Annotated in this window: 23 protein-coding genes; 8 read left to right on the forward strand and 15 right to left on the reverse strand. The window is 51.7% G+C overall.

Annotated elements, in window-relative coordinates; all coding sequences use genetic code 11:
• The first annotated feature begins 29 nt into the window (after positions 1–29).
• Complete coding sequence (locus METH5_RS0106360; protein ID WP_029147717.1) at positions 30–2246, forward strand: lipopolysaccharide kinase InaA family protein; 2217 nt, start codon at positions 30–32, stop codon at positions 2244–2246.
• Positions 2247–2386: 140 nt separating this feature from the next.
• Positions 2387–2458: a pyrroloquinoline quinone precursor peptide PqqA gene (gene pqqA, locus METH5_RS15450; RefSeq protein ID WP_081624291.1), complete on the forward strand. Its 72-nt coding sequence runs from the start codon at positions 2387–2389 to the stop codon at positions 2456–2458.
• A 72-nt stretch (positions 2459–2530) separates the two neighbouring features.
• On the opposite strand, the gene METH5_RS0106365 is transcribed toward pqqA, so the two are convergent.
• Positions 2531–3373 carry a DUF3034 family protein gene (locus tag METH5_RS0106365; RefSeq protein WP_029147718.1) on the reverse strand — a complete coding sequence of 281 codons (843 nt, stop codon included), beginning with the start codon at positions 3371–3373 and terminating at the stop codon, positions 2531–2533.
• A gap of 190 nt (positions 3374–3563) precedes the next feature.
• On the opposite strand from METH5_RS0106365, the gene METH5_RS0106370 reads away from it, so the two are divergent.
• The 5 genes from METH5_RS0106370 (at position 3564) to METH5_RS0106390 (ending at position 8867) form a co-directional block, all read left to right on the forward strand.
• Positions 3564–3989 (forward strand): group 1 truncated hemoglobin, encoded by a 426-nt coding sequence (locus tag METH5_RS0106370; protein ID WP_029147719.1) that lies wholly within the window; start codon positions 3564–3566, stop codon positions 3987–3989.
• An 8-nt stretch (positions 3990–3997) separates the two neighbouring features.
• Entirely contained in the window at positions 3998–4570 is a 573-nt protein-coding gene (locus METH5_RS0106375) for a methylamine utilization protein (protein WP_029147720.1), read from the forward strand.
• A gap of 11 nt (positions 4571–4581) precedes the next feature.
• Positions 4582–7041, forward strand: coding sequence for an EAL domain-containing protein (locus METH5_RS0106380; RefSeq protein WP_029147721.1), 2460 nt, complete (start codon positions 4582–4584; stop codon positions 7039–7041).
• 266 nt (positions 7042–7307) lie between these two features.
• Entirely contained in the window at positions 7308–7760 is a 453-nt protein-coding gene (locus tag METH5_RS0106385; protein WP_029147722.1) for a MarR family winged helix-turn-helix transcriptional regulator, read from the forward strand.
• A 117-nt stretch (positions 7761–7877) separates the two neighbouring features.
• A complete protein-coding gene (locus tag METH5_RS0106390) occupies positions 7878–8867 on the forward strand; it encodes a catalase family peroxidase (protein ID WP_029147723.1) in 990 nt (329 codons plus the stop codon).
• A gap of 59 nt (positions 8868–8926) precedes the next feature.
• On the opposite strand, the gene msrB is transcribed toward METH5_RS0106390, so the two are convergent.
• A complete protein-coding gene (gene msrB, locus METH5_RS0106395) occupies positions 8927–9373 on the reverse strand; it encodes a peptide-methionine (R)-S-oxide reductase MsrB (RefSeq protein WP_029147724.1) in 447 nt (148 codons plus the stop codon).
• Positions 9374–9536: 163 nt separating this feature from the next.
• Here msrB and METH5_RS0106400 point away from each other — a divergent pair, with 163 nt between their 5' ends.
• A complete protein-coding gene (locus METH5_RS0106400) occupies positions 9537–10460 on the forward strand; it encodes a bestrophin family protein (RefSeq protein ID WP_029147725.1) in 924 nt (307 codons plus the stop codon).
• Positions 10461–10553: 93 nt separating this feature from the next.
• Here the strand turns inward: METH5_RS0106400 and METH5_RS0106405 are convergent, their stop codons facing one another.
• The 13 genes from METH5_RS0106405 to METH5_RS0106465 form a co-directional block, all read right to left on the reverse strand.
• On the reverse strand, positions 10554–11828 hold the full coding sequence (locus METH5_RS0106405) for a D-amino acid dehydrogenase (protein ID WP_029147726.1): 1275 nt from the start codon (positions 11826–11828) through the stop codon (positions 10554–10556).
• Between the two features lie 111 nt (positions 11829–11939).
• Complete coding sequence (gene gshB / locus METH5_RS0106410; RefSeq protein WP_029147727.1) at positions 11940–12890, reverse strand: glutathione synthase; 951 nt, start codon at positions 12888–12890, stop codon at positions 11940–11942.
• A gap of 17 nt (positions 12891–12907) precedes the next feature.
• Positions 12908–14218 (reverse strand): glutamate--cysteine ligase, encoded by a 1311-nt coding sequence (gshA, locus tag METH5_RS0106415; protein ID WP_029147728.1) that lies wholly within the window; start codon positions 14216–14218, stop codon positions 12908–12910.
• A gap of 44 nt (positions 14219–14262) precedes the next feature.
• A complete protein-coding gene (gene lipA / locus METH5_RS0106420) occupies positions 14263–15255 on the reverse strand; it encodes a lipoyl synthase (RefSeq protein ID WP_029147729.1) in 993 nt (330 codons plus the stop codon).
• Positions 15245–15859: a lipoyl(octanoyl) transferase LipB gene (gene lipB, locus METH5_RS0106425; RefSeq protein ID WP_029147730.1), complete on the reverse strand. Its 615-nt coding sequence runs from the start codon at positions 15857–15859 to the stop codon at positions 15245–15247. The genes lipA and lipB overlap by 11 nt, the downstream gene beginning before the upstream one ends.
• Positions 15860–15874: 15 nt before the next feature.
• Positions 15875–16162 (reverse strand): YbeD family protein, encoded by a 288-nt coding sequence (locus METH5_RS0106430; protein WP_029147731.1) that lies wholly within the window; start codon positions 16160–16162, stop codon positions 15875–15877.
• 45 nt (positions 16163–16207) lie between these two features.
• Entirely contained in the window at positions 16208–17356 is a 1149-nt protein-coding gene (locus METH5_RS0106435; RefSeq protein WP_369758899.1) for a D-alanyl-D-alanine carboxypeptidase family protein, read from the reverse strand.
• A gap of 46 nt (positions 17357–17402) precedes the next feature.
• On the reverse strand, positions 17403–18407 hold the full coding sequence (locus METH5_RS0106440; protein WP_029147733.1) for a septal ring lytic transglycosylase RlpA family protein: 1005 nt from the start codon (positions 18405–18407) through the stop codon (positions 17403–17405).
• 25 nt (positions 18408–18432) lie between these two features.
• On the reverse strand, positions 18433–19530 hold the full coding sequence (gene rodA / locus METH5_RS0106445) for a rod shape-determining protein RodA (protein ID WP_029147734.1): 1098 nt from the start codon (positions 19528–19530) through the stop codon (positions 18433–18435).
• Positions 19523–21460 carry a penicillin-binding protein 2 gene (gene mrdA, locus METH5_RS0106450; RefSeq protein WP_029147735.1) on the reverse strand — a complete coding sequence of 646 codons (1938 nt, stop codon included), beginning with the start codon at positions 21458–21460 and terminating at the stop codon, positions 19523–19525. Before mrdA ends, rodA begins: the two co-directional genes overlap by 8 nt.
• 3 nt (positions 21461–21463) lie before the next feature.
• Positions 21464–21940, reverse strand: coding sequence for a rod shape-determining protein MreD (gene mreD, locus METH5_RS0106455; protein WP_029147736.1), 477 nt, complete (start codon positions 21938–21940; stop codon positions 21464–21466).
• Entirely contained in the window at positions 21937–23064 is a 1128-nt protein-coding gene (gene mreC, locus METH5_RS0106460) for a rod shape-determining protein MreC (RefSeq protein ID WP_029147737.1), read from the reverse strand. The genes mreD and mreC overlap by 4 nt, the downstream gene beginning before the upstream one ends.
• A 29-nt stretch (positions 23065–23093) precedes the next feature.
• Entirely contained in the window at positions 23094–24137 is a 1044-nt protein-coding gene (locus METH5_RS0106465; RefSeq protein WP_029147738.1) for a rod shape-determining protein, read from the reverse strand.
• Positions 24138–24236 lie beyond the last annotated feature (99 nt).

Here is a 24236-nt window from a genome sequence, read left to right on the forward strand (position 1 = left end):
AGCTCGTTTTGAAGAAGACACAACCCTCCATGCTCACGCGCCAGGTCATGATTGATGGCCTGAAATACATCGCTTCTGGCCGCTTCTGGCTCAAAAACAGTCATTTACCAGCGATTAACCATACCATTCCTGATGACTTCACCGGCCTGTGCGTTGCCAGTAATGCAGACCCGGCGACAGACAGCTATGTGCTGGAGCAGTTGCAGGCAATCGGCGTTAAGCGGGTGCGGCTGGACATGAGTGATGATGATGCACGGCCGTTTCAGGAACGTTTTTTACGACGATTATTGGCTGCTGGTTTCTCAGTCACTTTACATGCCGTGCAGCCTTATGAGGCAGCCAAAAATATGCGCAGCCATGAGGTGCAGGCACGCTGGAAGCAGTTTATCGGTGAGTTGCTGCAAGGCTACGCGACAGGCATTGCCGCGCTGGAAATTGGCAATACGGTTAATCGCAAAAAGTGGGCTGGTTACGACATGCCGGGCTTTATGCTTGCCTGGCAAATTGCCTATGACCTGGCCAGAGAGTATCAGGTGGTGGTGGTTGGCCCGAATATTCAGGACTTTGAGCCCCTGTATAACATCAGCCTGCTGAAAACGCTGGGCGAAGACCGTCGATTGCCCGATGTGCATAGTAATAACCTGTTTGTGGAGCGGGTGATCGAGCCTGAGTTGGCAGATTTTCGTATGTTGAGGCATAAGTGGACGCGTTGCCTCAAATTTAACCTGATTAAAAAAGCCAAGTTGCTACAAAAAATCGGTGATGATATGGGCGTACCAACGCTGGTGTCGCCGGTCGCGTTTTGGGCTATTTTCCGCATCAAGCGCCGTTTGCCGGATGGTGCGCAGAAGCAGGCTGATTATGTGACGCGCTATTTCACATTGCTGGCTGCCTCGGGTGCCCTGAGGCACGCCAACTGGGGTGCGTTTATTTGCCACCGCGAGGGCTTGATTGATGATGGCCTGATGGATGCTGATTATCCTGCACTGGAGCGAGTGGCTTATTACAAATCAGCAGATGGCGAGTGTGCGAATTATCGGCAAAACCCGAGTTTTGCTGCCTTTAAAACCGTCAGCCATTGGCTCAATGGGGCGCAATATATTGCGCCAGTCAGCACCGGCAACGGCCTGGAAATCCACCATTTGCAACAGCATGGGCAAACTGTGCATATTGCCTGGACCGTGAATGGTCAATCTGCCTTATTGGACCAGATTTATTCACCGCATAGTTTGCAGCAAGCGCAACTATTTAACCGCGATGGTGAACCAGCGCAGGGTAAACAAATGCTCACCGAGTCGCCGTTATACCTGGTGTGGCCACAAGCTGAACAGATTGTCTTGCGCACGCCACGCCCCGTATTAAGCGGCACCGTGATTCACGCGCATATCGCCGGTCAGCAGTATTTCCCGATTGAAGAGGGTGATTGGCGCGGCATGATCTTGGCCGCCAATGCCGAGCAAGCACAACAGTTATGGCAGGCCTGGCATCCAGAAACCTTACTGCCGCCAGCTAAAGAGAATGCTTTGCGTCATGCCAGAAATGCCATCTGGTCACTGCCGGATCCGCGCGATGCCGCGCAACAGGTCACCGTTAAAAAACCGGTGCGCATGTACTGGCACAAAACCTGGCTAGATAGGTATAAGCCGAGCAAGGCCAAGCGTAGCTGGAATGGCGCCATGGAGTTGTTACGGCGCGGGGTTAGCACCGCAATGCCGCTTGCCTACATTGAGCATGCCAATGATCCTACATTGCGCCGCAATTTTTATATGTGTGCTTTTGTGCCGCACCAGTTCGCCATTTCAAAAGCCTTTTTGGCGTTTAAAAACGGTGACAGCCATTTTGAAGGCATTGCTGCCGACACCTTGTATCACGCCTTTGCCCGTTTCTGTTTGCATATGCATAACTCAGGTATTTATTTCCGTGATTTCTCTGGTGGTAATATTCTGGTGCAAAAGCACGCAGATGAATTGCGCTTTGTGCTGATAGACACTGCGCGTTTGCAGGCGACAGCCACTGCAACCATGATCAAGCAGCGCCTGGCTGACTTAACGCGTGCCTTGCATAAACTGCATTGGGAGGGCCGCAAGCAGTTTTTGCAAATGTACCTGGGCATGACTGGGCGACGCCTGGGCTGGCAATTTTTGTGGCCGTTTTATTTGTATGATTTTAAAGTGTCACTGAAAAAAACCATTGGCCGTAAAGGCATGCGCAAGCTATTGCGCTATATCAAATCCCGTTTCGCTTAAAGGCTGTATCAGGCCATACTCATGAAAATCATGAATGCATGTTGCGTAGTTTAATCACGACAACGGCGCCTAGCAGTTTTAATATGGTCACACGTTGATAGCAATCGCTAAAACGAATTTAAGATCAAGGAGAAATGACTATGTGGACTAAACCAGCTGCTACCGAAATGCGTTTCGGTTTTGAAGTAACTATGTACGTTATGAACAAATAATTTGTTCTTAATGGCATAAACGGGCGCTTTAGCGCCCGTTTTTATTTTCTGCACCGCACATTTTCGGTTAGTTTAGTAATTGATCTGGCCAGACAAATACCAGCCGGTCTGGTTGTCCTTGTTGGCAATGCGCCCCAAGTCGATGTAAGCACCGGTGATTGAAACGTTGCGATGTGGGAACCAGGTCATAAAAATATCCTGCGCGCTATTTTCCTGGTAAACAGACAGGTTATCCGGCTTGTAGCGTATTTCACTACCAATAAGCCAGTTGTCCGAGAGCATGACGGCGGCAGACACTGCCGGGTAAACACGATAACTGTCGTGCTTGTCACCGCCAAAGCCGAGCAGGCCAAACTGGTTGGCCTTGGTTGCATGCAGATTGGCGTTGAGTAACAGGTTGTAACCATTGATGGCGCCTAAAAACAGCTTACTGGCGGCAATGTAGTAATCAACACCGCTGCGGTCTTTGGCGCCAAGCGCCTTGGGCACAGCATTAAAGTTTTCGTTATATTTATACTGCGCGCCGACCGATATTTGCGGCAGCCAGCTGTCTTGTTCGTAAACCGCGTCACCCAATACACGCACTTTTACCCCCAGCGTATTCAGGCGAATCTGTGCTCCGGGCACGGTATCACCCAGGCCAAAACGTGCCTGACTGCCACTGACCTCGACACGATTGAAAAGCCCCAGCGCAACACCGGTGGTGTTGAGTGTAAAGTCGCCTCTGGTTTCGGCATGGGTGTAAAACATTGAGCCGCCGATCTGTTTGTCGGTGCCATAGCCGCTAATTACCGCCCATGGCATTAATCCGCCACCGGCTGCGCCTTCAATTTGGGTCACGCCACCCGTGGCTAACAGGCGGTCACCGGCGTGGGCGGTGAGTGATGTTGCACAGATGAGTGCGGCGGCTTGCATGAAGTGTGTTAAAAGTGAATAAGGCGCGTGCATGGGGCTGACTTCTTTAATTTTGATTATCGCATTATGTAATTATTGCAATAAATGTAATTGTCGAAACAACGTTGATAAGCCAGTGTTTATTATCGTTTGGCGCCGACTGCGCGCGCGTTAATATGTGAGTATTGGCCCAAAGTATTGAGAGAATGTAATGCGTTTTTTTGTGATGATGATAGTTACTGTGGTGACTGTTGCGGGGTGCGTGGCGCAGCCTAAGCCTGAGGCAAGCCTGTACCAACGTATCGGTGGCCTGCCTATGCTCACCAGAATTTCTAACCAGACGCTGGATATTGTGAGTAAAGACCCAGAAACCAATCGATCGTTTGAAGGCGTGAAAATGAAAACGCTGAAAGAAAGCCTGACAAATTTTTTGTGTGTGAAAACAGGCGGCGATTGTGTGTATGAGGGCGAAACCATGAAAAAATCGCATGCTGATGCCAATATCACCACTGCCGAATTTGAGCGCATGGTGGAAGTGATGCGTGAGCGCATGGATATCAATGGGGTGGGCACCAAAGAAAAAAATGAATTGCTGCGCATCCTCGCGCCCATGAAGCGTGATGTAGTGGCTAATTAGGAGTGAATATGAAGCGTTTTCTTATCATGCTTGCAGTAGTGTGTCTGAGTCGCTGGAGTGACGCCGCCGAAGTCAAAATCATGGTCACCGATGCTGCAGGTAAACCGGTGGCGGAGGCTGTGGTCGCTCTTTATGATGGCAAGACCACTGTGTTGCCTGCTGGTGCAGGTGGCAAAATTGTACAGAAAAACAAGATGTTTAATCCCAGGGTGACGATTGTGCAAACCGGCACCAGAATCAACTTTCCCAATGAGGATACGGTCAGGCATCATGTCTATTCGTTCTCGCCCGCCAAAAAATTTGAGTTAAAGCTGTATTCTGGTGTCCCGACTGACCCGGTATTGTTTGACCAGGCTGGTGTTGTGACGCTGGGGTGCAACATTCATGATTCTATGGTAGGGTACATCTATATTGTAGATACGCCTTTTTTTGCCAAAACTGATGACAATGGCAAAGCGGTGCTCAAATTAAACGATGGTCAATATAGCTATCAAGCGTGGCTGCCGGGGCAAACCAAGCCCGCTGCAGAACAAAAACTGAAAATAGAGGGTGCGACCGAGATTAAAATCGCCCTCCCGTAAAATTTCCCTGCATGATCAAGTTTAAACATATACGCTCACGTATCGCCTTCACCTTTCTGACGGTGGTGGTTGCTATTCAATTGGCCGGGCTGATTCCGCTTAAATATGCGTTGGTGAAACACGCCAATGCGCTGGCTGAAGAGCAGATCAATGTGGGTGAGCGCGTGTTTGTGAGCTTGCTGCAGCACAATACTCAAAGCTTGAAGCAGGCAACACAGGTGCTGGCGGCCGATTTTGCGTTTAGGGAGGCGATAGCCACTAATGATGCCGGCACGATAGAGTCAGCATTGGAAAGCTATCAGGGGCGTATTCATGCCCAAATTGCTTACTACATCAGCAACAATGACGATTTGGTGATAGGCACCACGGATAATGAACAAACGCTGTTTGGGTCAAATGCCAAAGAAGATGCCAGACAGGCGCTGCTGGAGAACCAAAGTGGCACACTCAAGTTTGATATTGTTGAAGGCAAGCCGTACCAGTTGATTACGGTGCCGGTGAAAGCACCTGAGACCATAGGCTGGATTGTGATGGGGTTTGCAGTCGATGGTCGGCTAGCTAGCCAGATCAAGCAGTTGACACACCTCGATGTCACTTTCGTGCAAAAAACGCGTCAACGCGACTGGCAGCTGGTGAGCGGCACCTCAACCAGCCAGCTCTCTAATTTGCTGGTAAAAACAGTGGCTGATATTTATCGCCAAAAGCTGTCATTGCACCGGGTTGACCTCAATGGCCAGGCCTATCATTTAAAAATCCGTTCGCTGCACGAAACCAAAGACGATGCCTTATTGGTAGTGTTGCAAGGCTCGGTTGAGCCATTCACACAGGATTTGAACACACTGTTCAAGGTGATGATTGTTTTAACCTTTATTGGCGTGCTGATTTTTGCAGTGCTCATTTGGTATGTGTCGCGCAAAACCACAGAGCCGATCGCGGCATTGGTCAAAGACGCCGATAATATTGCCATTGGCGACTACGAAAAAGAAATCCAGGTTGATAGCACCGATGAAGTCGGCCATTTGGCCAAGGCGCTTAACAGCATGCGCGAGGCGGTGTTGCAACGCTCATTGCGTATCCAGCGGCTGGCATTTAACGATGAATTGACTGGTCTTTCTAACCGCCTGGCGTTTAATCAGGGCGTGCACCAAGCCATCATGACACATGCTGACAGCCAGCAAAAAATGAGTGTCATCCTGATTAATATCCACCGCTTCAAACCGATTAATCAAACCTTGGGGCGTGATTTTGGTGATGACTTGTTGCGCCACGTGGGTCAGGTATTAAAGCAAAATGTGCTGGGCGAGCAGGATATGGTGGCGCGCCTGGATGCGGATGAATTTGCCGTGCTATTGCAGCACACAGACCAGGCCAAAGCCACGCGCTATGCCGACAAAATTCAGCAGGTGTTTGAGCGGCCCGTGAGTGTGCAGGGGCAGGCGATTGATGTGCGCACCGGCATTGGCATTGCCTTGTACCCGGATCACGGGCTGGATGAGGAGTCGTTGCTCAATCATGCTGAAACCGCCTTGCAGGAATCTAGGGCCAAAAAATCGCCGTGGATTGTCTATAACACGGCGCTGGAAATTGACCAGTCAGAAACCTTGACCCTGATTTCGGATTTAAAAGAGGCCATCCAGCACGACCAGTTATTGCTATATATCCAGCCCAAGATTGATGTGACGACGCGTCGCGCATTGGGTGGCGAAGCCCTGATCCGTTGGGTACATCCTGAAAAAGGCATGATTTTCCCAGACCAGTTTATCCCGTTTGCCGAGCAAACTGGCGTCATCAGTGACATCACAAACTGGATGCTGCTGCGCGCCTGCCAGGTATTGGCCGGTTTTAAAAAGCAAGGCTTACACATTACGCTGGCGGTTAACTTATCTACGCGCGACCTCAACAATATGGAGTTGCCAGAGCAGATTGGCCATTTACTGTCATCACATGGCCTGGATGCCAAAGCGCTGAAGCTGGAAATTACCGAAGGCAGTTTGATGCAGGACCCTGAACGTGCCGAAGTGGTGGTGAAAAAACTGGCTGCCATGGGGCTGCATCTGTCGATTGATGATTTCGGTACGGGCTACTCATCGCTGGCCTATTTGCGTCAATTGCCGGTACAAGAGCTCAAAATTGACCGATCATTTGTCATGTTTATGGACAAAAATAGCAGTGACGCCAGTATTGTGAAATCGACCATAGACCTGGCGCACAATATGGGCCTGATTGTGGTGGCTGAGGGCATCGAGAATGAGGTCGTGCTGAACCAATTGGCCCGTTTGGGGTGCAATGAAGGTCAGGGCTACTTTATTGGTAAGCCGATGCCGGAAAAAGATTTTTCTATCTGGCTGGAGCGCTGGGAAGGGCAAAACGAGATCGACATTGATATTGGCGATGAGCTGTCATACGCGATTAATCCGCTAGACATCGACCCGCAGGCACAAGATCCTTTCAAGCTGGATAATCTCGGTTAGGTCGTGTTGTTGATGCACAAGCCTCACTTTATGGTGAGGCTTTTTATTTGGTGATCAGTTTTATTGATGGGTGTGATCAAAACATTCAACTTTATTTCACAAAATATCGCGCTTATGATGGTCACCTAACCCCATAGGAGATTGAGATGAGCCAGATCAGAATGCATAAAAAAGCCAATTTTATTGTTCATTATATGATCAATTATTTTTACAAATAAGTCTTAAATATGTTGCTATTAAATAGCGTGCTATTTATAATCGAGAGTATGAATGAGGTCGTGAAAAATAAAACACCGGTATTGCAAGAGCAGTTATGCTTTTCGGTATATTCGCTATCACTGGCGATTAACAAGGTTTACCGGCCGCTGTTAAAAAAGCTGGATCTCACTTATTCACAGTATCTGGTCATGCTGGTATTGTGGGAGGGCGATCAGCGTACGGTGAGTGATATTGGCGAGCAGCTGTTTTTAGATTCTGCCACCTTAACGCCTTTATTAAAGCGGTTGGAAATCGCTGCGCTGGTGCAACGGATACGCTCCAGCCAGGATGAGCGCCAGGTGATTATTTGCCTGACCGAACAAGGGTGGCAGTTGCGCCAGCAAGCGGCAGGCATTATGGATGATATGCTATGTGCGATGGGGTGTTCGCTGCAAGAGCTTGGTGAATTACGCGAGCGCCTGAATAGCTTGCGTAATCATTTGGTTCAGCATGTTGCCTAAGCCCCGGGCAAGTTAAAAAGCGGGTGTTCATTTTTTTAATATTTAAGTAGTGCGCTATTTAATTTTGTGTGATCTTTTTTAATAGTCGTTTTTAAATTTGAGTGAAAGGGAATGAAAATGAAAATAAACGCAATCCTCAGCGTGTTGTTTGCAGCCACGTTTGCCGTCGCTAATCCAGTACTGGCCGATGAAAAACCCGTTACTGAGCAACTGGTTGATACCTTAACCACGCTGTCTGGCGGCCCGCATGCAGGGTTTCGTGCCAACCATGCCAAAGGCGTGATGGTCGAGGGCACCTTTACACCGACTGCCCAGGCAGCCGCAATCAGTCAGGCCGCGCATTTTCAGAAAGCATCGCCGGTGCTGGTGCGTTTTTCTGATGCGACCGGCGTGCCTAATATCCCCGACGCCAATGGCAATGCTTTCCCTAAAGGCATCGCGATTCGCTTTCAATTGCCGGATGGCACAGCCACTGACATTGTGAGTATTTCGGTGAATGGGTTTCCGGCAGCCACCCCTGAGGACTTTTTGGGTTTGTTAAATGCGGTACGTGATTCACAAGCGAGTACGGCCAAACCTAGTCCGGTTGAACAATTTCTAGGCGCACATCCGGCCGCACTTAAATTTGTCACCACGCCCAAACCGGCCCCTGTGAGTTTTGCTACACAGCCGTTTTTTGGCGTGAATGCGTTTCAGTTTACCAATGCAGCGGGTAAGGCTGTGTATGGGCGCTACCAGATTGTGCCGGTGGCTGGTGCACAGTATTTGGATCAGGCGGCGGCTGACAAAGCGGCACCAGATTACCTGATGACAGACATTGTTGAGCGCGTGCAGGCAAAAGGAGTGCAGTATAAATTATTGCTGCAATTGGCTGAGCCGACTGACGCAGTGAATAATGCGACAGTGGTGTGGCCTGATAGCCGCAAAACGGTAGAGCTGGGTACGCTCACGCTGAATAAATCGGTGGCAGACAGCAAAGCAGCAGAAAAGCCGATTATGTTTAACCCGTTGCAACTGACCGATGGTATTGCGCCGAGTCAGGACCCTATCTTGCTGGCGCGACCAACTGCTTATGCGGTGAGTTTTGGCAGACGCTTAGCGCATTAAATGATTAGCATGAATCATGCGCGGCCGGGGTTAAAGGCCGCGCATTTTTTAAGGGGCTGTTAGTTGGCCACAAACGTAATCGCTTTGCCATTAATACAATAGCGTAGCCCACTCTCTGTTTTGCCATCCGGGAACACATGCCCCAGGTGCGCGTCACACACATTACATTTCACCTCAATGCGCTGCATGTCGTGGCTCTCATCGGCAAAATAAGCAATCGCATTCGTCGCCAGGGGTTGGTCAAACGACGGCCAGCCAGAAGCAGAATCAAATTTTTGCCCGGAATCAAACAGCACTTGCGTGCAGCAGGAGCAGGCATAGCGCCCTGGCGTAAAGGCGACACACATTTCAGAAGAAAACGGCCGCTCGGTGGCACTGAGGCGGGTAATAGCGAACACCTCATCATCCAGAATCTCGCGCCAGGCACGTATCGATTTTTGCAGTTTATGATCAGGTGCCAGGTTACCTTCTCTGGCCAGTTTAAGAATATCTTTCCATTTCAACATGATGTTTATCCATTAGCTTGTGATGCACGGCACAGACGACAAGAAATGCTTAACCAGTGGTTTCCCATGTCTTTTTCAAACATGCTCCCGCACCACTGGCAGGTAGACTACAGACTATCGAGTATATCATTATCGCAATGCTTCGCCAGGCAGGAGACTTCCCTTGATCGTTAGACCCAGACCCCATTTGTTTGAACTGTTTTTTATCATCAAAGGCTCGATTGTGCTCAGAATCATGCCGTTGCTGATATTCGTGGCGACCTTGTCTGCCGCCGTGGTGTCTGTGTATACCTTCAGGCCGGACTGGCTGCCCAAGCTTGATGGCGGTCCATTTGCGTTGCTGGGCATTACCTTGTCTATTTTTCTCGCTTTTAGAAACAACGCCTGTTATGAGCGCTGGTGGGAGGCGAGAAAGATTTGGGGTGAGTTTATGCTCACCGCCAGAAACTTAAGCCGCCTGAGCCAGATTCTGGATGAGCCGGATGGCAGCATCAGTGTTGCCCGCAAGCAATTGCTGGAATATAACATTGCTTACGCCCATGCCTTGCTGATGCAACTGCGGCCAGGTGATCAATTGCCCAAAATCATCAAGCGCTTGCCACCGGCGCAGGCCAGTGCATTCAGCCAGAGCAAAAACCCGCCGGAAGTTATTTTGCGCGCCATGGAGCGGATCTTGATTGACGCTTTGCGTGAGGGGTGCATTCAGCCCATTCAATTTAACTTGCTGGAAGAGTTAATTCAGAAGCTGGCGTTTACCCAGGCCGCCTGTGAGCGCATTCAAAATACGCCGATTCCGTTTGGCTACACTTTGCTGTTGCATCGCACGGCTTACACCTTTTGCTTTTTGATGCCGTTTTGTTTTGCCAACACACTGGGCTGGGCAACGCCATTTGTCACCGCATTGGCGGCTTACACGCTGTTTGGGCTGGATGCTTTAGGCAACGAACTGGAGGAGCCATTCGCACCGATTGCCAATGCATTACCGATTAATGCGCTCACGGAGATGATTGAGTTAGAACTCAGAGAGGCGCTTGGGGATGAAACACTGCCAGCGCCGCCTGTCGCAAAAGAGTTTGTGTTGATGTAGCCGATATGACTAGAGCGACTCTAAGCACTTAAGCAACGCGCCGGGGTCCTCTTTACTCAAGTGGCGAAGCGTAGAGTCGGCGCTATTCTAAACTCAAGAGTGATAGCGGGTAGCGCTTAAGCTCTGTGTCTCTATGGCCGGTTTGTCGTGCGCTATCAGATCCGCCAGCACCTGGCCTGAGCCGCAGGCCATGGTCCAGCCCAAGGTGCCGTGGCCGGTGTTCAGCCAGACATTCGTATGCATGCTACCTGCCTGGCCGATGATGGGCGTGCCATCTGGTGTCATTGGGCGCAAGCCAGTCCAGAATTCAGCTTGTGACACCTCTCCTGCATGCGGAAATAATCCGTTTAATACCATGGCCAGGGTTTCGCGGCGCCGTGGGTTAAGTCTTAAATCAAACCCTGCCAGCTCTGCCATGCCGCCGACGCGAATGCGTTGGTCAAAGCGCGTAATGGCGACTTTGTAGGTTTCATCCATGACGGTGGACACGGGCGCTGCATCGCTATTCACGATAGGGACAGTTAATGAATAGCCTTTCACCGGGTAGACTGGCACATTCAGCCCCAAGGTTTGCGCGAGTTGGCGCGAGTAGCTGCCTAGGGCAATCACATAGTGGTCTGCAGCCAGAGTTTCGCTACCAGCATCGGTGTTGATTTCCACGCCTTGTAATTGATTTTGCTGCGTGATCAGGCGCCGGATGGTTGCGCTTTGCCTAAATTGCACGCCAAGTGCCTGTGCCTTTGCCGCCAGTCGTTTGGTAAATAACTGGCAGTCGCCGGTTTCGTCACCGGGCAAATACAAGCCACCCAGCAACTGATCTTTGACGTGTACCAGTGCAGGCTCGATATGTGTGCAGCCGTCAGGGTCCAAATGCTGAAAAGGCACGCCCATGCGGCTGAGCACGGCGATATCTTTGGCCTCAGCGGCGAGTTGTTTTTGGGTGCGAAACACTTGCAGGGTGCCGCGGCTGCGTTCTTCGTAGTGAATCCCGGTGTTGGTGCGCAACGTGCGCAGGCAGTCGCGGCTATATTCCGCCAAGCGCACCATGCGTGATTTATTGAGGTCATAGCGCTCGGTTGAGCAGTTGCTTAAAAACTGCGCGATCCATTGCAACTGCCATAGGCTGAAGTCGGGCTTGATACTGAGGGGGGCGTGGCGTTGCAGCAGCCATTTGAGTGCTTTGAGAGGCACATCCGGCCCAGCCCAGGGCGCCGCATAGCCAGGGGAGATCTGGCCGGCATTGGCAAAGCTGGTTTCGAGGCCGACGCTTGGCTGACGGTCGATCACGGTGACTTCAAACCCTTTTAATGCCAGGTAGTAAGCGCTTGTGACACCAATTACACCAGAACCCAGCACTAACACACGCATGAAAACACTCCTACGACTGCCGCTGACAAGATCACTTGGGCAAATAAAGCACTGGAATCATATTACCAAACTTGAAAGTCGTCTGTGCGGAATACTCGTGTAAGTCGTGTGTTAAGAGGCGAGAGATTCTAGCGCTTGCACCATCACCATCGCTGGGTTGCAAGGCTGCTCCCACGTGGCAGATTGCGCAGCAATTTCTACCATGCCGGTGGGGCTGGTGACATTCACTTCGGTTAAATAATCACCAATCACATCCAGGCCGACTAAAAACAGGCCGTGTTGTTTGAGGGTTGCACCCACGCTTTGAGCAATTTCTTGATCGCGTGCGCTTAACGGTTGCGCAACCCCTTTGCCACCAGCGGCGAGGTTGCCGCGGGTTTCGCCGGTTTTTGGGATGCGGGCAAGCGCATACGGTAATGGCTGGCCGTTGATGATCAGGATGCGTTTGTCGCCTTTGGTAATCTCGGGAATATAGCGTTGCACCATGATAGTTTGTGTTTCAAATTGGGTCAGCGTTTCGAGGATGGCGTAAATATTGGGATCCTCTTTACGTAACCTGAAAATGCCGCTACCGCCCATGCCATCGAGTGGTTTGACGATGATGTCGTCATGCTCGGCCAAAAATGCCAGTATTTTTTCTTGTTTGCTGGTGACGATAAATGGCGGTGCAAATTGCGCGAAGCGGGCGACCGATAGTTTTTCGTTCCAGCCACGAATGGCCGCCGGGTCGTTAATGATGCGTGCGCCTTGTTGTTGCGCCAGCTCCAGCAAATAGGTGCTGTAGAGATATTCGTTATCAAACGGCGGGTCTTTGCGCATGAGCACAGCGTCAAAACTGTGCGGTGCTTGCGTGGTTTTGTCGCCGGTTAGCCAACTGCCATCTGCATTAAACACAAAGGTTTGTGCATCTACCTTGACCACTTGTTGCTGACTATGCCAGTCATGCTGCTCACACACATAGAGCACGTGGCCGCGTGCTTGCGCGGCGCGCATGATGGCGAGGCTGGTATCTTTATAGCTTTTGAGGGATGCCAGCGGGTCAAGAATAAACAGCAGTTTCATCGTGCGCCTCGGGTGAATTATGCGTTAAGCGGATCGTTTTCCTGTAGCTCCATACCTGCGGCTAACAAGGCCAGTCGTGCGACCACGCCATAAGCATAAAAGCGGTTAGGCGGCGCATCGGGGGCGCCAGCACAGTCGGGCAGGGTACAGGGCTTTTCAAATGCGAGCGGCACAAAATGCATGCCAGGCGCATTAAGGTTTTCATCGACGCCACGGTCGGTGTGTACGCGGTAAAAACCACCAATCACGAAGTGATCCATCATGTAAACCACGGGTTCGGCCACAGCATCGTTAATATTCTCAAAGGTATACACGCCTTCTTGAATCATCACTTCAGACACTTGCATGCCTTCTTTAATCACTGACATTTTATTGCGCGCTTTGCGGTTTAGGTCACGTACTTCGTCTGCCGATTTAACGCTCATAATACCCATGCCGTAGGTGCCGGCATCGGCTTTGACGATGGCAAACGGGGCATGTGTGATGCCGTATTCGTCATATTTGGCTTGGATTTTCTTTAGAATAGCATCGACTTTGTCAGCCAGTAAATCTTCACCGACGCGAGCATGAAAATCAATGCCGCTGGCGGTGTCAAAGTACGGGTTTAGCAACCAGGGGTCGATCTCAAGCAGTTGCGAGAACTCATCAACCACTTTGTCATAGGCAGCAAAATGCTGCGATTTGCGGCGGGTAAACCAGCCTGCGTGCAGTGGTGGAATCAGGTTTTGTTCGAGATTTTGCAGCATGTCAGGCACACCACCGGACAAATCGTTATTGAGCAAAATGGCACAGCTATCAAAAGCCGGGTAATCCACACCTTCAAAAGTAGCTGCTTTGAGTTGCAGGCGGTTTTTCACGCGCACCAGTGGCTCCAGAATTAACGGCAGGCCGTCATGGGTTTCAAGCCGGGTAATCTCGGTGATGTCTGCTGACAGGCTGCCGATGCGTACTTCCATGCCGGCGGCTTTTAGAATGTTGCATAGCTCAACCACGTTGCGCAAATAGTAGGTGTTGCGGGTATGGTTTTCTGGAATCAGCAATAAACGACGTGCGTCAGGGCAAATTTTTTCAACCGCGACTTGTGCCGCTTGCACCGCCAGGCTTAAAAATTCTGGATTGAGGTTGTTAAAGCCACCAGGGAACAGGTTGGTATCGACCGGCGCAATTTTAAAACCGGCATTACGCAGGTCTACGCTGGCATAAAACGGGGCAGGAATCTCCTGCCATTTGCTACGAAACCAATGCTCAATGTCTGGCATCGCCTGCAACACGCGTTTTTCTAGCGTATAGAGTGGGCCGCTCAAAGCCGTTGTTAAGTGTGGAACCATGGTTGCTCCTGTGTTTGTTATTGTTGGCCGGATAACGGCTCTGCTTATGATGCTTGTTCGATCACGGCGTGCGCTTGCTGGTCTGCATGGTAGCTGCTGCGTACCATGGGGCCGCTGGCCGCGTTGTCAAAGCCCAGGCTGTCGGCTTGCTGTTTAAACCAGTCGAAAGTTTGCGGCGTGACATAGCGCAACACGGGTAAATGATGCACGCTGGGTTGCAGATATTGCCCCAAGGTGAGCATGCTGACGTTGTGCGCACGCAAGTCGCGCATCACTTCAATAATCTCTTCGTCGGTTTCGCCCAGGCCCAGCATCAGGCCAGACTTGGTCGGCACGTGCGGGTACATTTGGCTAAATTGTTTGAGCAGATCGAGTGAGTGCTGATAATCAGACCCAGGGCGTGCCTGTTTGTAAAGGCGTGGCACGGTTTCCAGGTTGTGGTTCATCACATCTGGTGGCGCTTCGCGCAAAATTTTAAGCGACACATCCAGGCGGCCACGAAAGTCGGGCACTAAAATCTCGATTTTAATCTGTGGCGAGTGTGCGCGAATGGCACGAATACAATCAACAAAGTGCTGCGCACCACCATCTGGCAGGTCGTCGCGGTCTACCGAGGTTACCACCACATAGCGCAGTTTCATCTGCGCGATGGTGCGCGCCAGGTTTTCTGGCTCATTTTGGTCTGGTGGTAGCGGTTTGCCGTGCGCGACATCGCAAAATGGGCAACGACGGGTGCAAATGTCACCCAAAATCATAAAGGTGGCTGTGCCACCACTAAAGCACTCACCAATATTGGGGCAACTGGCTTCTTCACACACGGTGTGCAGGTTGTTGTCGCGCAGCACCTGTTTGATTTCCTGAAAGCGTGCCGAATCGGGCACTTTCATGCGTATCCATTCCGGCTTGCGCAGCATAGGTTGCGGCACGATTTTAATCGGGATGCGCGCCGTTTTGGCGGCGTCTATTTCTTTGACGCCTGCCACCTTTTTGGCCGGGCGCACGCTTGCCGGATGTTCTTGGTTGGAATTATCTGACATGCGTCAGTTTCTCTTTCAATCGTTGGGTTAAATCCGCTGCAATGTCTGTCATGGTCAGCGCGATATTTAAGTCCCGGGTTTGCGTCATTTGCATGCCAGCATAACCACAAGGGTCAATGTCGGCAAACGGTTGTAGATTCATTTCTATATTTAAACTCAGGCCATGATAGCAGCACTGGTTTTTGAGGCGTAAACCCAGCGAGGCGATTTTTTGACCCGCGACATAGACGCCGGGCGCATCTGCACGCGCTTCAGCGACAATCTGGTGTGCAGCCAAAAAATCTATCAGGCTGTTTTCCAAGATGGAGACGAGTTGCCGCACATTCAAGTGGCTGCGTGCGAGATCAATCAGGCAGTAAATGATTAATTGCCCGGGTCCGTGATAAGTGATTTTGCCGCCACGGTCTACATTGACCACCGGGATATTGTTTTGCGGCAGGCGTACGCCGCGGCGGTTGAGGCCCAGGGTATACACCGGCGGATGTTCAGTCACCCATAATTGGTCTGGGGTGTCTTGGCTGCGCTGCGCGGTGAATGCCTGCATGTCAGCCAGCGTGGCCGCATAATCAGTTAAACCCAGCTGACGGATTTGCAGGGCAGGCATGGATGTACGAGGAGGTTACAACGTGACCTTGACCATCGGGTGCGCGGTCAGGCTACGATAAATATCGTCCAGTTGAGGTTTGGAGACAACATACACCAGACAGGTCAGGCTTAAATATTTGCCATTGCTGCTACTGCGCATCTCAATCAAACTGGCATCAAAGTCTGGCAGATGTGTCTGGATGACGCGGGTGATTTCCAGCGTAAAGTCGTCATGGGTTTCGCCCATGACTTTGATCGGAAAGTGGGTGGGAAACTCAATCAGGGTTTCTTCCGCTGCCGGCGTTGGTTCTTGCTGGGTCATGGGGTCACCTACCTTTTTGCTACGCTTTATTACTGCAAGGACTGATTACTGTAAATACAGGCGGACCTGGTCGATCATGCGTGAGAAAATATTACTGGCTTCAACGGCATGCACGGTTACCAGCGGCACGCTATGCACGACTTTGCCACCCAGGCTGAAATCGACAGCACCCACTGTTTGCTGCGCTTTTAATGGCGCTTGTAGTGGTTTTGCAATACGCAGATTCGCCTTCATATTGGCATATTCGCCTTGCGGTAAGGTTAAATACACTGGTCGGGCCACGGTTAAGTCAACTTCGCTTTCGGTGCCTTTCCAGACTTTTTGGCGCGTGATGGCTTTGCTTGCTGCATAAATCAGCTTGGACTCATAAAACTGGAAACCAAAATTAAGTAATTTTTGGCTTTCAGCGGCACGCACATTATCAGAGGTGGTGCCGAGCACGACAGAAATCAAGCGGAAGTCACTGCGTTTGGCAGAGGAGATCAGGCAATAACCGGCAGATTCAGTGTGGCCGGTTTTCATGCCATCCACGCTTGGGTCAATAAACAACAAACGGTTGCGGTTAGGCTGCGTAATGTTGTTATAGGTATAAGACTTTTGCGAATACAGGCGGGCATAATCCTGTGGATAGTCGCGAATCAAGGCATTGGCCAATACTGATAAATCGCGTGCCGTGGTCGTATGGGTTGGGTCTGGCAGGCCTGTGGCATTCACAAAGTGGCTATTTTTCATGCCCAGTGCGGCCGCTTTTTTATTCATTAGCGAGGCAAACAGCTCTTCACTACCGGCAATGCCCTCTGCCAGCGTAATCGCGGCATCATTGCCTGACTGAATGATCAGGCCATGCAATAACTCATCCACCGTAACGGTCATGGTGGTGTCGATAAACATTTTAGAGCCTTCGACCTTCCAGGCCTTTTGGCTGACTGGCAACGTTTGTGTCAATGCCAACCGTTTTTGCTTGACCGCTTCAAACGTCAGGTAAGCTGTCATCACTTTAGTCAAAGACGCAGGTTCAACCGGCATGTCCGGGTTGTTTGCGGCTAACAGGCTGCCGGTATTGGCATCACGCAGCACAAAGGCTTTGGCCGCCAAAGTTGGTGTCGGTACGTTGCCAGTGATGGCTTCTGCCGCCACGGTCAATAATGGAATAGAAAGCAAAACAGCAATACAAGAGCGCCACATGGTCATCATTTAACGAGAAAAATCTTAATGAGTAAAAACGGTTGCCGGGAAAATGCTACCGCGAAAATATCAGTGCAGGTAACTGCAATTTGTCACGCATCTGACTGGCGGCCTGCGCTGCTAATGCGTGATCTGGATAAGGCCCCAGCACAATCTGGAACATTTTTCCATTATACACTTTGTTGAGCAGGGATTGTGTTTCGGGCAGGGCGCTGAAAATACGCTGTTGCAGACGGTCTGCATTTTCTTCCTGGCCAAAAGCGCCTACTTGCAGATAGATACCACTGGTTTCCAGTGTGGTCACCGGGCTGGTGGTGACGGTGGTCACTGCGGGGGGTGGCAAGGGGGTGACATTGCTGCTCACTGGCTGTGCCGCAGCCGGTTGCGACGGCGTTGGCTGACTAGGGTCAATCAGCGAAATCTGCACCTGGGCCGAGCCGTGGCGAATAATATCCAGTTGTTTGGCTGCTGCATAAGAGAGGTCAATAATGCGGTCGCGGCCAAAAGGGCCCCGGTCATTCACGCGCGCCATCAGCGTTTTGCCATTACTCAGATTGGTGATGCGCACATAGCTGGGAATCGGCAGGGTTCTGTGCGCAGCGGTTAATTTGAACATGTCATAGGGTTCGCCGCTGGCCGTTTTGCGGCCATGAAACTTTTTGCCATACCATGACGCATGCCCGGTTTGTGTGAATGGCGTGCTGATGTCAGACATCGGCGTCATGGTTTCACCATTGACGATATAAGGTTTGGTGGTGCCTTTGACAATGGGCTCCAGCTTGGGGGTCACCGTGGTTTCGAGCGGTGTGTTCGGGTCTATGCCGTCAGTTGGATTGCCGGTGGTTTCCGGTTTAGGGTCAATATTAATGACCTTGGGGCCGCCAATCACCGAGCCATTGACCGGTGGATTATTCACAGATGGCGATGATGGCGCGCTGGCAGCAGGCCTAGTCGCAGGCGGCACGGCGGGGGCAGTTTGCCGCGGCGGCATGCTGCTGCTACAAGCGACCAGCCAGGTCGTCAGCGTGATGATGCATAGCCGTTGCAAGTGAAAAAACATCCTGATCCTTAACCTATTTGCGTGCCTAGTCGGTGGCGACCAGGCGTTTGTGCGATTGAACGCTCATCAGCAAGCCCAGGCTCAGGCCCAGGGTGAGTAGTGAGGTGCCGCCGTAACTGACCAGCGGTAATGGAATGCCGACCACAGGTAAAATGCCGCTTACCATGCCCATATTCACAAAGCAGTAAGTGAAAAAGGTGGCGGCGATGCTGCCAGCCAGCAAGCGTGAAAAAGTACTTTTGGCTTGTGACGCGATGATGAAGGCGCGGCCGATAATGATGGTGAACAACAGTAATAACAGGCTGCAGCCCACCAGGCCAAACTCTTCGGCAAACACGGCAAAAATAAAGTCGGTGGTTCTTTCGGGCACGAAATCCAGCTGTGATTGCGTGCCATTGAGCCAGCCTTTGCCGGTCGTGCCGCCAGAGCCAATCGCAATGGTTGCCTGAATAATATGGTAACCGGCGCCTAGTGGATCCTGGCTCGGGTCAATCAGAATCTCTACCCGGCGGCGCTGATAATCATGCAGCATAGACCACAAAATGGGCAGGGCGGCACCGAATGCCACCACGCTGCCAAAAATAAACTTCCAGCTCAGGCCTGCCAAAAAGATGACATAAAAGCCTGATGCAAACACCAGGGTGGCGGTGCCCAGGTCGGGCTGTTTGGCAATTAGCAACACCGGGGTGAGCAAAATCACGCCAGCGACAATGTAGTCGGCTGTGCGCAGCATGGTTTCGCGTTTGGAGAAGTACCATGACAGCATGATAGGCACTGCCAGTTTCATCAGCTCTGACGGTTGGATTTTGGTCACGCCCAGATTTAGCCAGCGCCGTGCGCCGTGGCTGATGTCGCCGACCAGTGCGACCGCAATCAGCAAGGCCAGCCCCAACAGGTAAGCGGGCAGTGCAATGCGTTCTATATGTTGTGGCTGTGTGTTTGCGACCAGAAACATCACGCCTAGCATGACCACAATATTGATGAGCTGTGCATTGACCTTGAGCAGCGACTGGCCCGAGGCGCTATAAAGCACCATCAGCGCCACCACCAGCACCATGAGCACGGTGGCGAGCAAAATGGAGTCGATATGGCGTATAAAATGGCCTATCCATTGTCTAATCATGAGGTTCCTCCTCGACTTCTGGCGCGTTGACGACGGTGGCTTCTGCAGCCGCTTGTGCCGCTGCTGCCGGGTCAACCGGTACTTTGCCCAGCAAATAGTAATCCATCACCTTGCGTGCAATTGGGCCCGCTGTTGAGCCGCCATGGCTGCCGTTTTCAACAATCACGGCCACGGCAATTTTGGGGTCTTCAGCCGGGGCGTAGGCGATAAACCAGGCATGGTCGCGGTGGCGTTCAGCAATCAATTTTTCGTTGTATTTCTCGTTTTGCTTAATGCCGACCACTTGCGCGGTGCCGGTTTTGGCGGCGATGTCATAGCCGGCATTCGCACCCACTGCAGCGGCCGTGCCGCCCGGGCGGGTGACGTCCATCATGCCCAGCTTCACAATCTCCAGATTTTGCGGGTTCAGATTGAGCTGGTCGGCAAGCGTATGCGGCAGCATGTTCACCTGGTTGGTTTTGCTGTTGACTATCGCGTTGACCAAATGCGGGCGAATCGCTTTGCCGTTGTTGGCCAGGGTGGCGGTGGCATAGGCCAACTGCATGGGTGTGACCAGCGTATAGCCCTGACCAATGCCAACGATGACGGTTTCACCCATATACCAGGGTTGCTTATAGCGCCTTTGCTTCCAGGCCGGCGTGGGCAACAAACCAGACAATTCACCTTGAATGTCGATATTGGTTTTTTCACCAAAGCCAAAATGGCGGACAAAGTCGGTCAGGCGCTCAATGCCTAGCTCCACTGCCAAGCCATAAAAAAAGGTGTCGCAAGAAACCGTGATGGCTCTGCGCATATCCACCGCGCCATGGCCTGATGGTTTCCAGTCACGGTAACGATGGCGGCTGTTGGGCAGCGTGAAATAACCAGGGTCGCTAATGGCAAATGGCGGCTGACGTTTACCTGACTCTAGCCCCGCCATTGCCACAAACGGCTTGAAAGTCGAGCCGGGCGGGTAAATACCCTTTAGGGCACGGTTAATCAGGGGTTTGTCTAGCGAGTTATTCAGCAGATTCCAGTTGTCAAAATCAATGCCATCGACAAACAGGTTGGCATCAAATGACGGCATGCTCACCATAGACAAGACTTCGCCGGTTTTCGGCTGGATTGCCACCAATGCGCCGCGGCGTCCGGCAAACTCATGCTCGGCAATCTCCTGCATTTTGGCGTCCATAGACAGCACAATATTGTTGCCTGAGGTGGGCGATGCGCTCGAGAGCACACGCACCGCGCGGCCATCGGCATCAATTTCTACCTGCTGAAAGCCGGTCACGCCATGCAAGTCTGCTTCGTAAGCTTGTTCTACCCCGGCTTTGCCGATGTGCTCGGTGCCTTTGTAATTAGAGAGCTGGTTGCTCTCTTTTAACTGCTTGAGGTCGTTTTCATTGATGCGGCTAATATAGCCAATACCATGCGTGCCCAATGTGCCATAGGGATAATGGCGGAACAGCCGTGACTTGAGTTCAACGCCAGGAAAGCGGAAGCGATTAACGGCAAATTTGGCGGCTTCGTATTCATTTAGGTGGGTGCGAATCGGGATACTTTCAAAAGTATGGCTTTGCGCGCGCAACTTTTTAAAGCGTTTTAAATCGGTGGCAGAAATCTCGACGAGGGAGCCCAGTTCGGTAATGGTGTCTTGCAGGCCGTCGGTTTTAGACGGGGTGATTTCTAGCGTGTAGACAAAAAAGTTATGCGCCAGAATAATGCCGTTGCGGTCTGAAATCAGGCCGCGGTTAGGCGTGATCGGCACAATTGAAATGCGGTTGTTTTCCGCCAGCGTTTGATAATAATCGTAGCGGAAAACCTGCAAAAAATAGAAACGACCAAGCAGCGCAGAAAAGGCGCTGAGAACCAGTAATATCAGAAAAACCAGACGAACCCGGAACTTGTGCTGTTCGTTTTGATGGTTTTTGAGTTCGGTGCTATACCCCATTGCTTATAACTTTTTCGGGCGGGTCAGTTCGCCAAACCAGATAATCATGCACTGCCACAGAATCAGGTCGGACAACACGGGCAGGCCATAGGTCCAGTCTGGCAGCTCGCCACCAGCAAACAGCTTAAGCAGTAAAATCAGCCCGCGTTGTACGCCAAACAGAAAGATCACGTACAAGTAGAGTTGCCAGCGGTTAAATAGCACCAGGCGCCGCTGGTAAATCAGGCCGAGAAAGGCGGTGATGGCAAAGGTCAGGGCGTGTTGGCCCAGCAGGCTGCCAGTGGATAAGTCGACCAATAGCCCGGCAAACCAGACCCAGCCGATGTTGCAGTGATAGGGCGCTTGCAGCACCCAGTAAATCATGATGACCAGTAAAAAGTCAGGGCGAATAATGATACCGGCGTTAGACCATGGATAGAGCTGAAAGATTAGCCCGATGAGCATGGTGAACAGAAAAGTGCCGAATTTAACCGGTTTCATGGGTGCTCCGGTGCTGCAGGCGCGAGTGTGTTGCCCTGGGTCGTATTGCCAGTGGGGGTGCCGGTTTCTGGGCCTGGGGTGACGGCGGGCGTCGCTGCTCCCGGCTCAGAGCTTGGTGCGTCCAGCACTGGCGTTTCGGTGGCCGGGTGTGGGTCAACCGCTGCATTGTTTTTTTGCAACACCTCAACCACAGACTGATCCAGGTGCTGCGCGTTATTGCGCGGTAGCACCTGCCTGTTTTCGCTGGATTGATTAATGGCTGGCGACTCAGGCACTTTAAGAATCAGCACGTGCTTATGATTATTGACGCCTGCAATCGGGCGGCTGATGATTTTTGCAAACGGCGAGTCCTGGCTTTGTTTGATTTGTGTGACCACGGCTACCGCCAGGCCCGCCGGATAAACGCCATCAATACCCGAGGTGACCAGCTTGTCGCCGACTTTAATATCGACACTGGTTGGCAAGTAGGGAATATCCAGTGTGTTGCGTTTGCCTTCGCCAAATGCAATCGCGCGCAACTGGTTGCGTTCAATCTGAATCGGAATCGACAGTTTTTTGTCGGTAATCAGCGTCACTTCGCTGGTAAACGTATACACACGTGTAATTTGGCCAACCACGCCTTGTTCATCAACCACGGCTTGGCCAGGTGTAATGTGGTGGCGGCTACCGCGGTTAAGGGTGATGATGTTGCTGAACGGGTCACGCCCCATGTGCAGCACCTCGCCCAGTGTGGCTTGTGGAATGATGGGCGCATCGCCAGCCAGCAGCGTGCGCAAATGTGCATTTTCGGCGTCGACAGTGGCTAGGCGTTGCAGCGCCGCATTGTCTATCAGCGACTGCTGCTTGAGCGTAAAGTTATCTTGAATAAGCTGGTTGTGCGAGGTGAAGTAGGTGTTGATATTGCGCCCCCACTCATTGGGCGCGCTGGCCAGCACCTCTAGCGGATGCAAAGCAGTGCTGAACCATTGTCTGACCTGGCTCAAATAGTCAAAGCGCGCATCTACCGCCATCATCACCAATGACAGCGTGCAAAAAAACATCAGGCGTGAAAAGGGCTTTGGTCCCTGGATAAAAAAAGCCGGGGACTCCTGCGGGTCAAGCTGTTGGTGTATGCCTTTTAGCATAATCGGGTGCGCGCCATCGTTGCCCCGAATTATTCGCTAGCAAAAACGTTGCCCAGTTTGTCCATTTCTTCCAGTGCGCGACCGCAACCGCGTGCGACGCAGGTCAGCGGGTCTTCAGCCACAATGACCGGCAGGCCGGTTTCTTCCACCAGCAGGCGATCCAGATCACGTAGCAAGGCGCCGCCGCCAGTCAGTACCATACCTTTTTCAGCAATGTCGGCCCCCAGTTCTGGTGGTGTTTGCTCCAGGGCGGATTTCACTGCGCCGACGATAGAGTTCAGTGGCTCAGTCAGGGCTTCGAGGATTTCGTTGCTGGAAATGGTGAATTTACGTGGCAAGCCTTCTGCCAGGTTGCGGCCAGTGACTTCCATTTCGAGCACTTCAGAGCCCGGGAAGGCAGAGCCGATTCTTTTTTTGATCGCTTCAGCGGTTGGCTCTGAAATCTGCATGCCGTAGTTACGGCGGATGTAGTCAATAATCGCCTGGTCAAACTTGTCACCGCCCACGCGTTCAGATTTGGCATACACAATGCCGCCAAGTGAAATCACGCCGACTTCAGTGGTGCCGCCGCCAATATCTACCACCATAGAGCCGGTTGCTTCGGCCACTGGCATGTCCGCACCAATGGCTGCTGCCATCGGTTCTTCAATCAAAAATACCTGCTTGGCGCCTGCACGCTCGGCAGACTCTTTAATGGCGCGGCGTTCAACTTGCGTTGAGCCAACCGGCACACAGATGATGATGCGTGGGCTAGGTGAAAACCAGCGTGATTCGTGTACTTTACGGATAAAAAACTTGAGCATTTGCTCGGTGATGGTGAAGTCGGCAATCACGCCGTCTTTCATCGGGCGAATCGCCTGAATGTTGGCCGGTGCGCGACCCAGCATGCTTTTTGCATCTGAACCCACTGCCAGAAGTACCTTTTTACCGTTGGGGCCACCTTCGGTACGAATCGCCACCACCGATGGTTCATCCAGTACTACGCCCTTACCACGCACGTAGATCAGGGTGTTGGCGGTGCCAAGGTCAATGGCAAGGTCATTGGAGAAGTAGCTGTTGATTGAACCGAACATGTTTTATCCTGTGAAGTTTCCGACTTTAGAGCTGCGCGCTGAGTGCGGCATAAAATCAAGGTATAATAGCGCAAAACGCACATGAAATTAAGATGTGCT

This window comes from Methylophilus sp. 5 (assembly GCF_000515275.1).
Lineage (GTDB): Bacteria > Pseudomonadota > Gammaproteobacteria > Burkholderiales > Methylophilaceae > Methylophilus.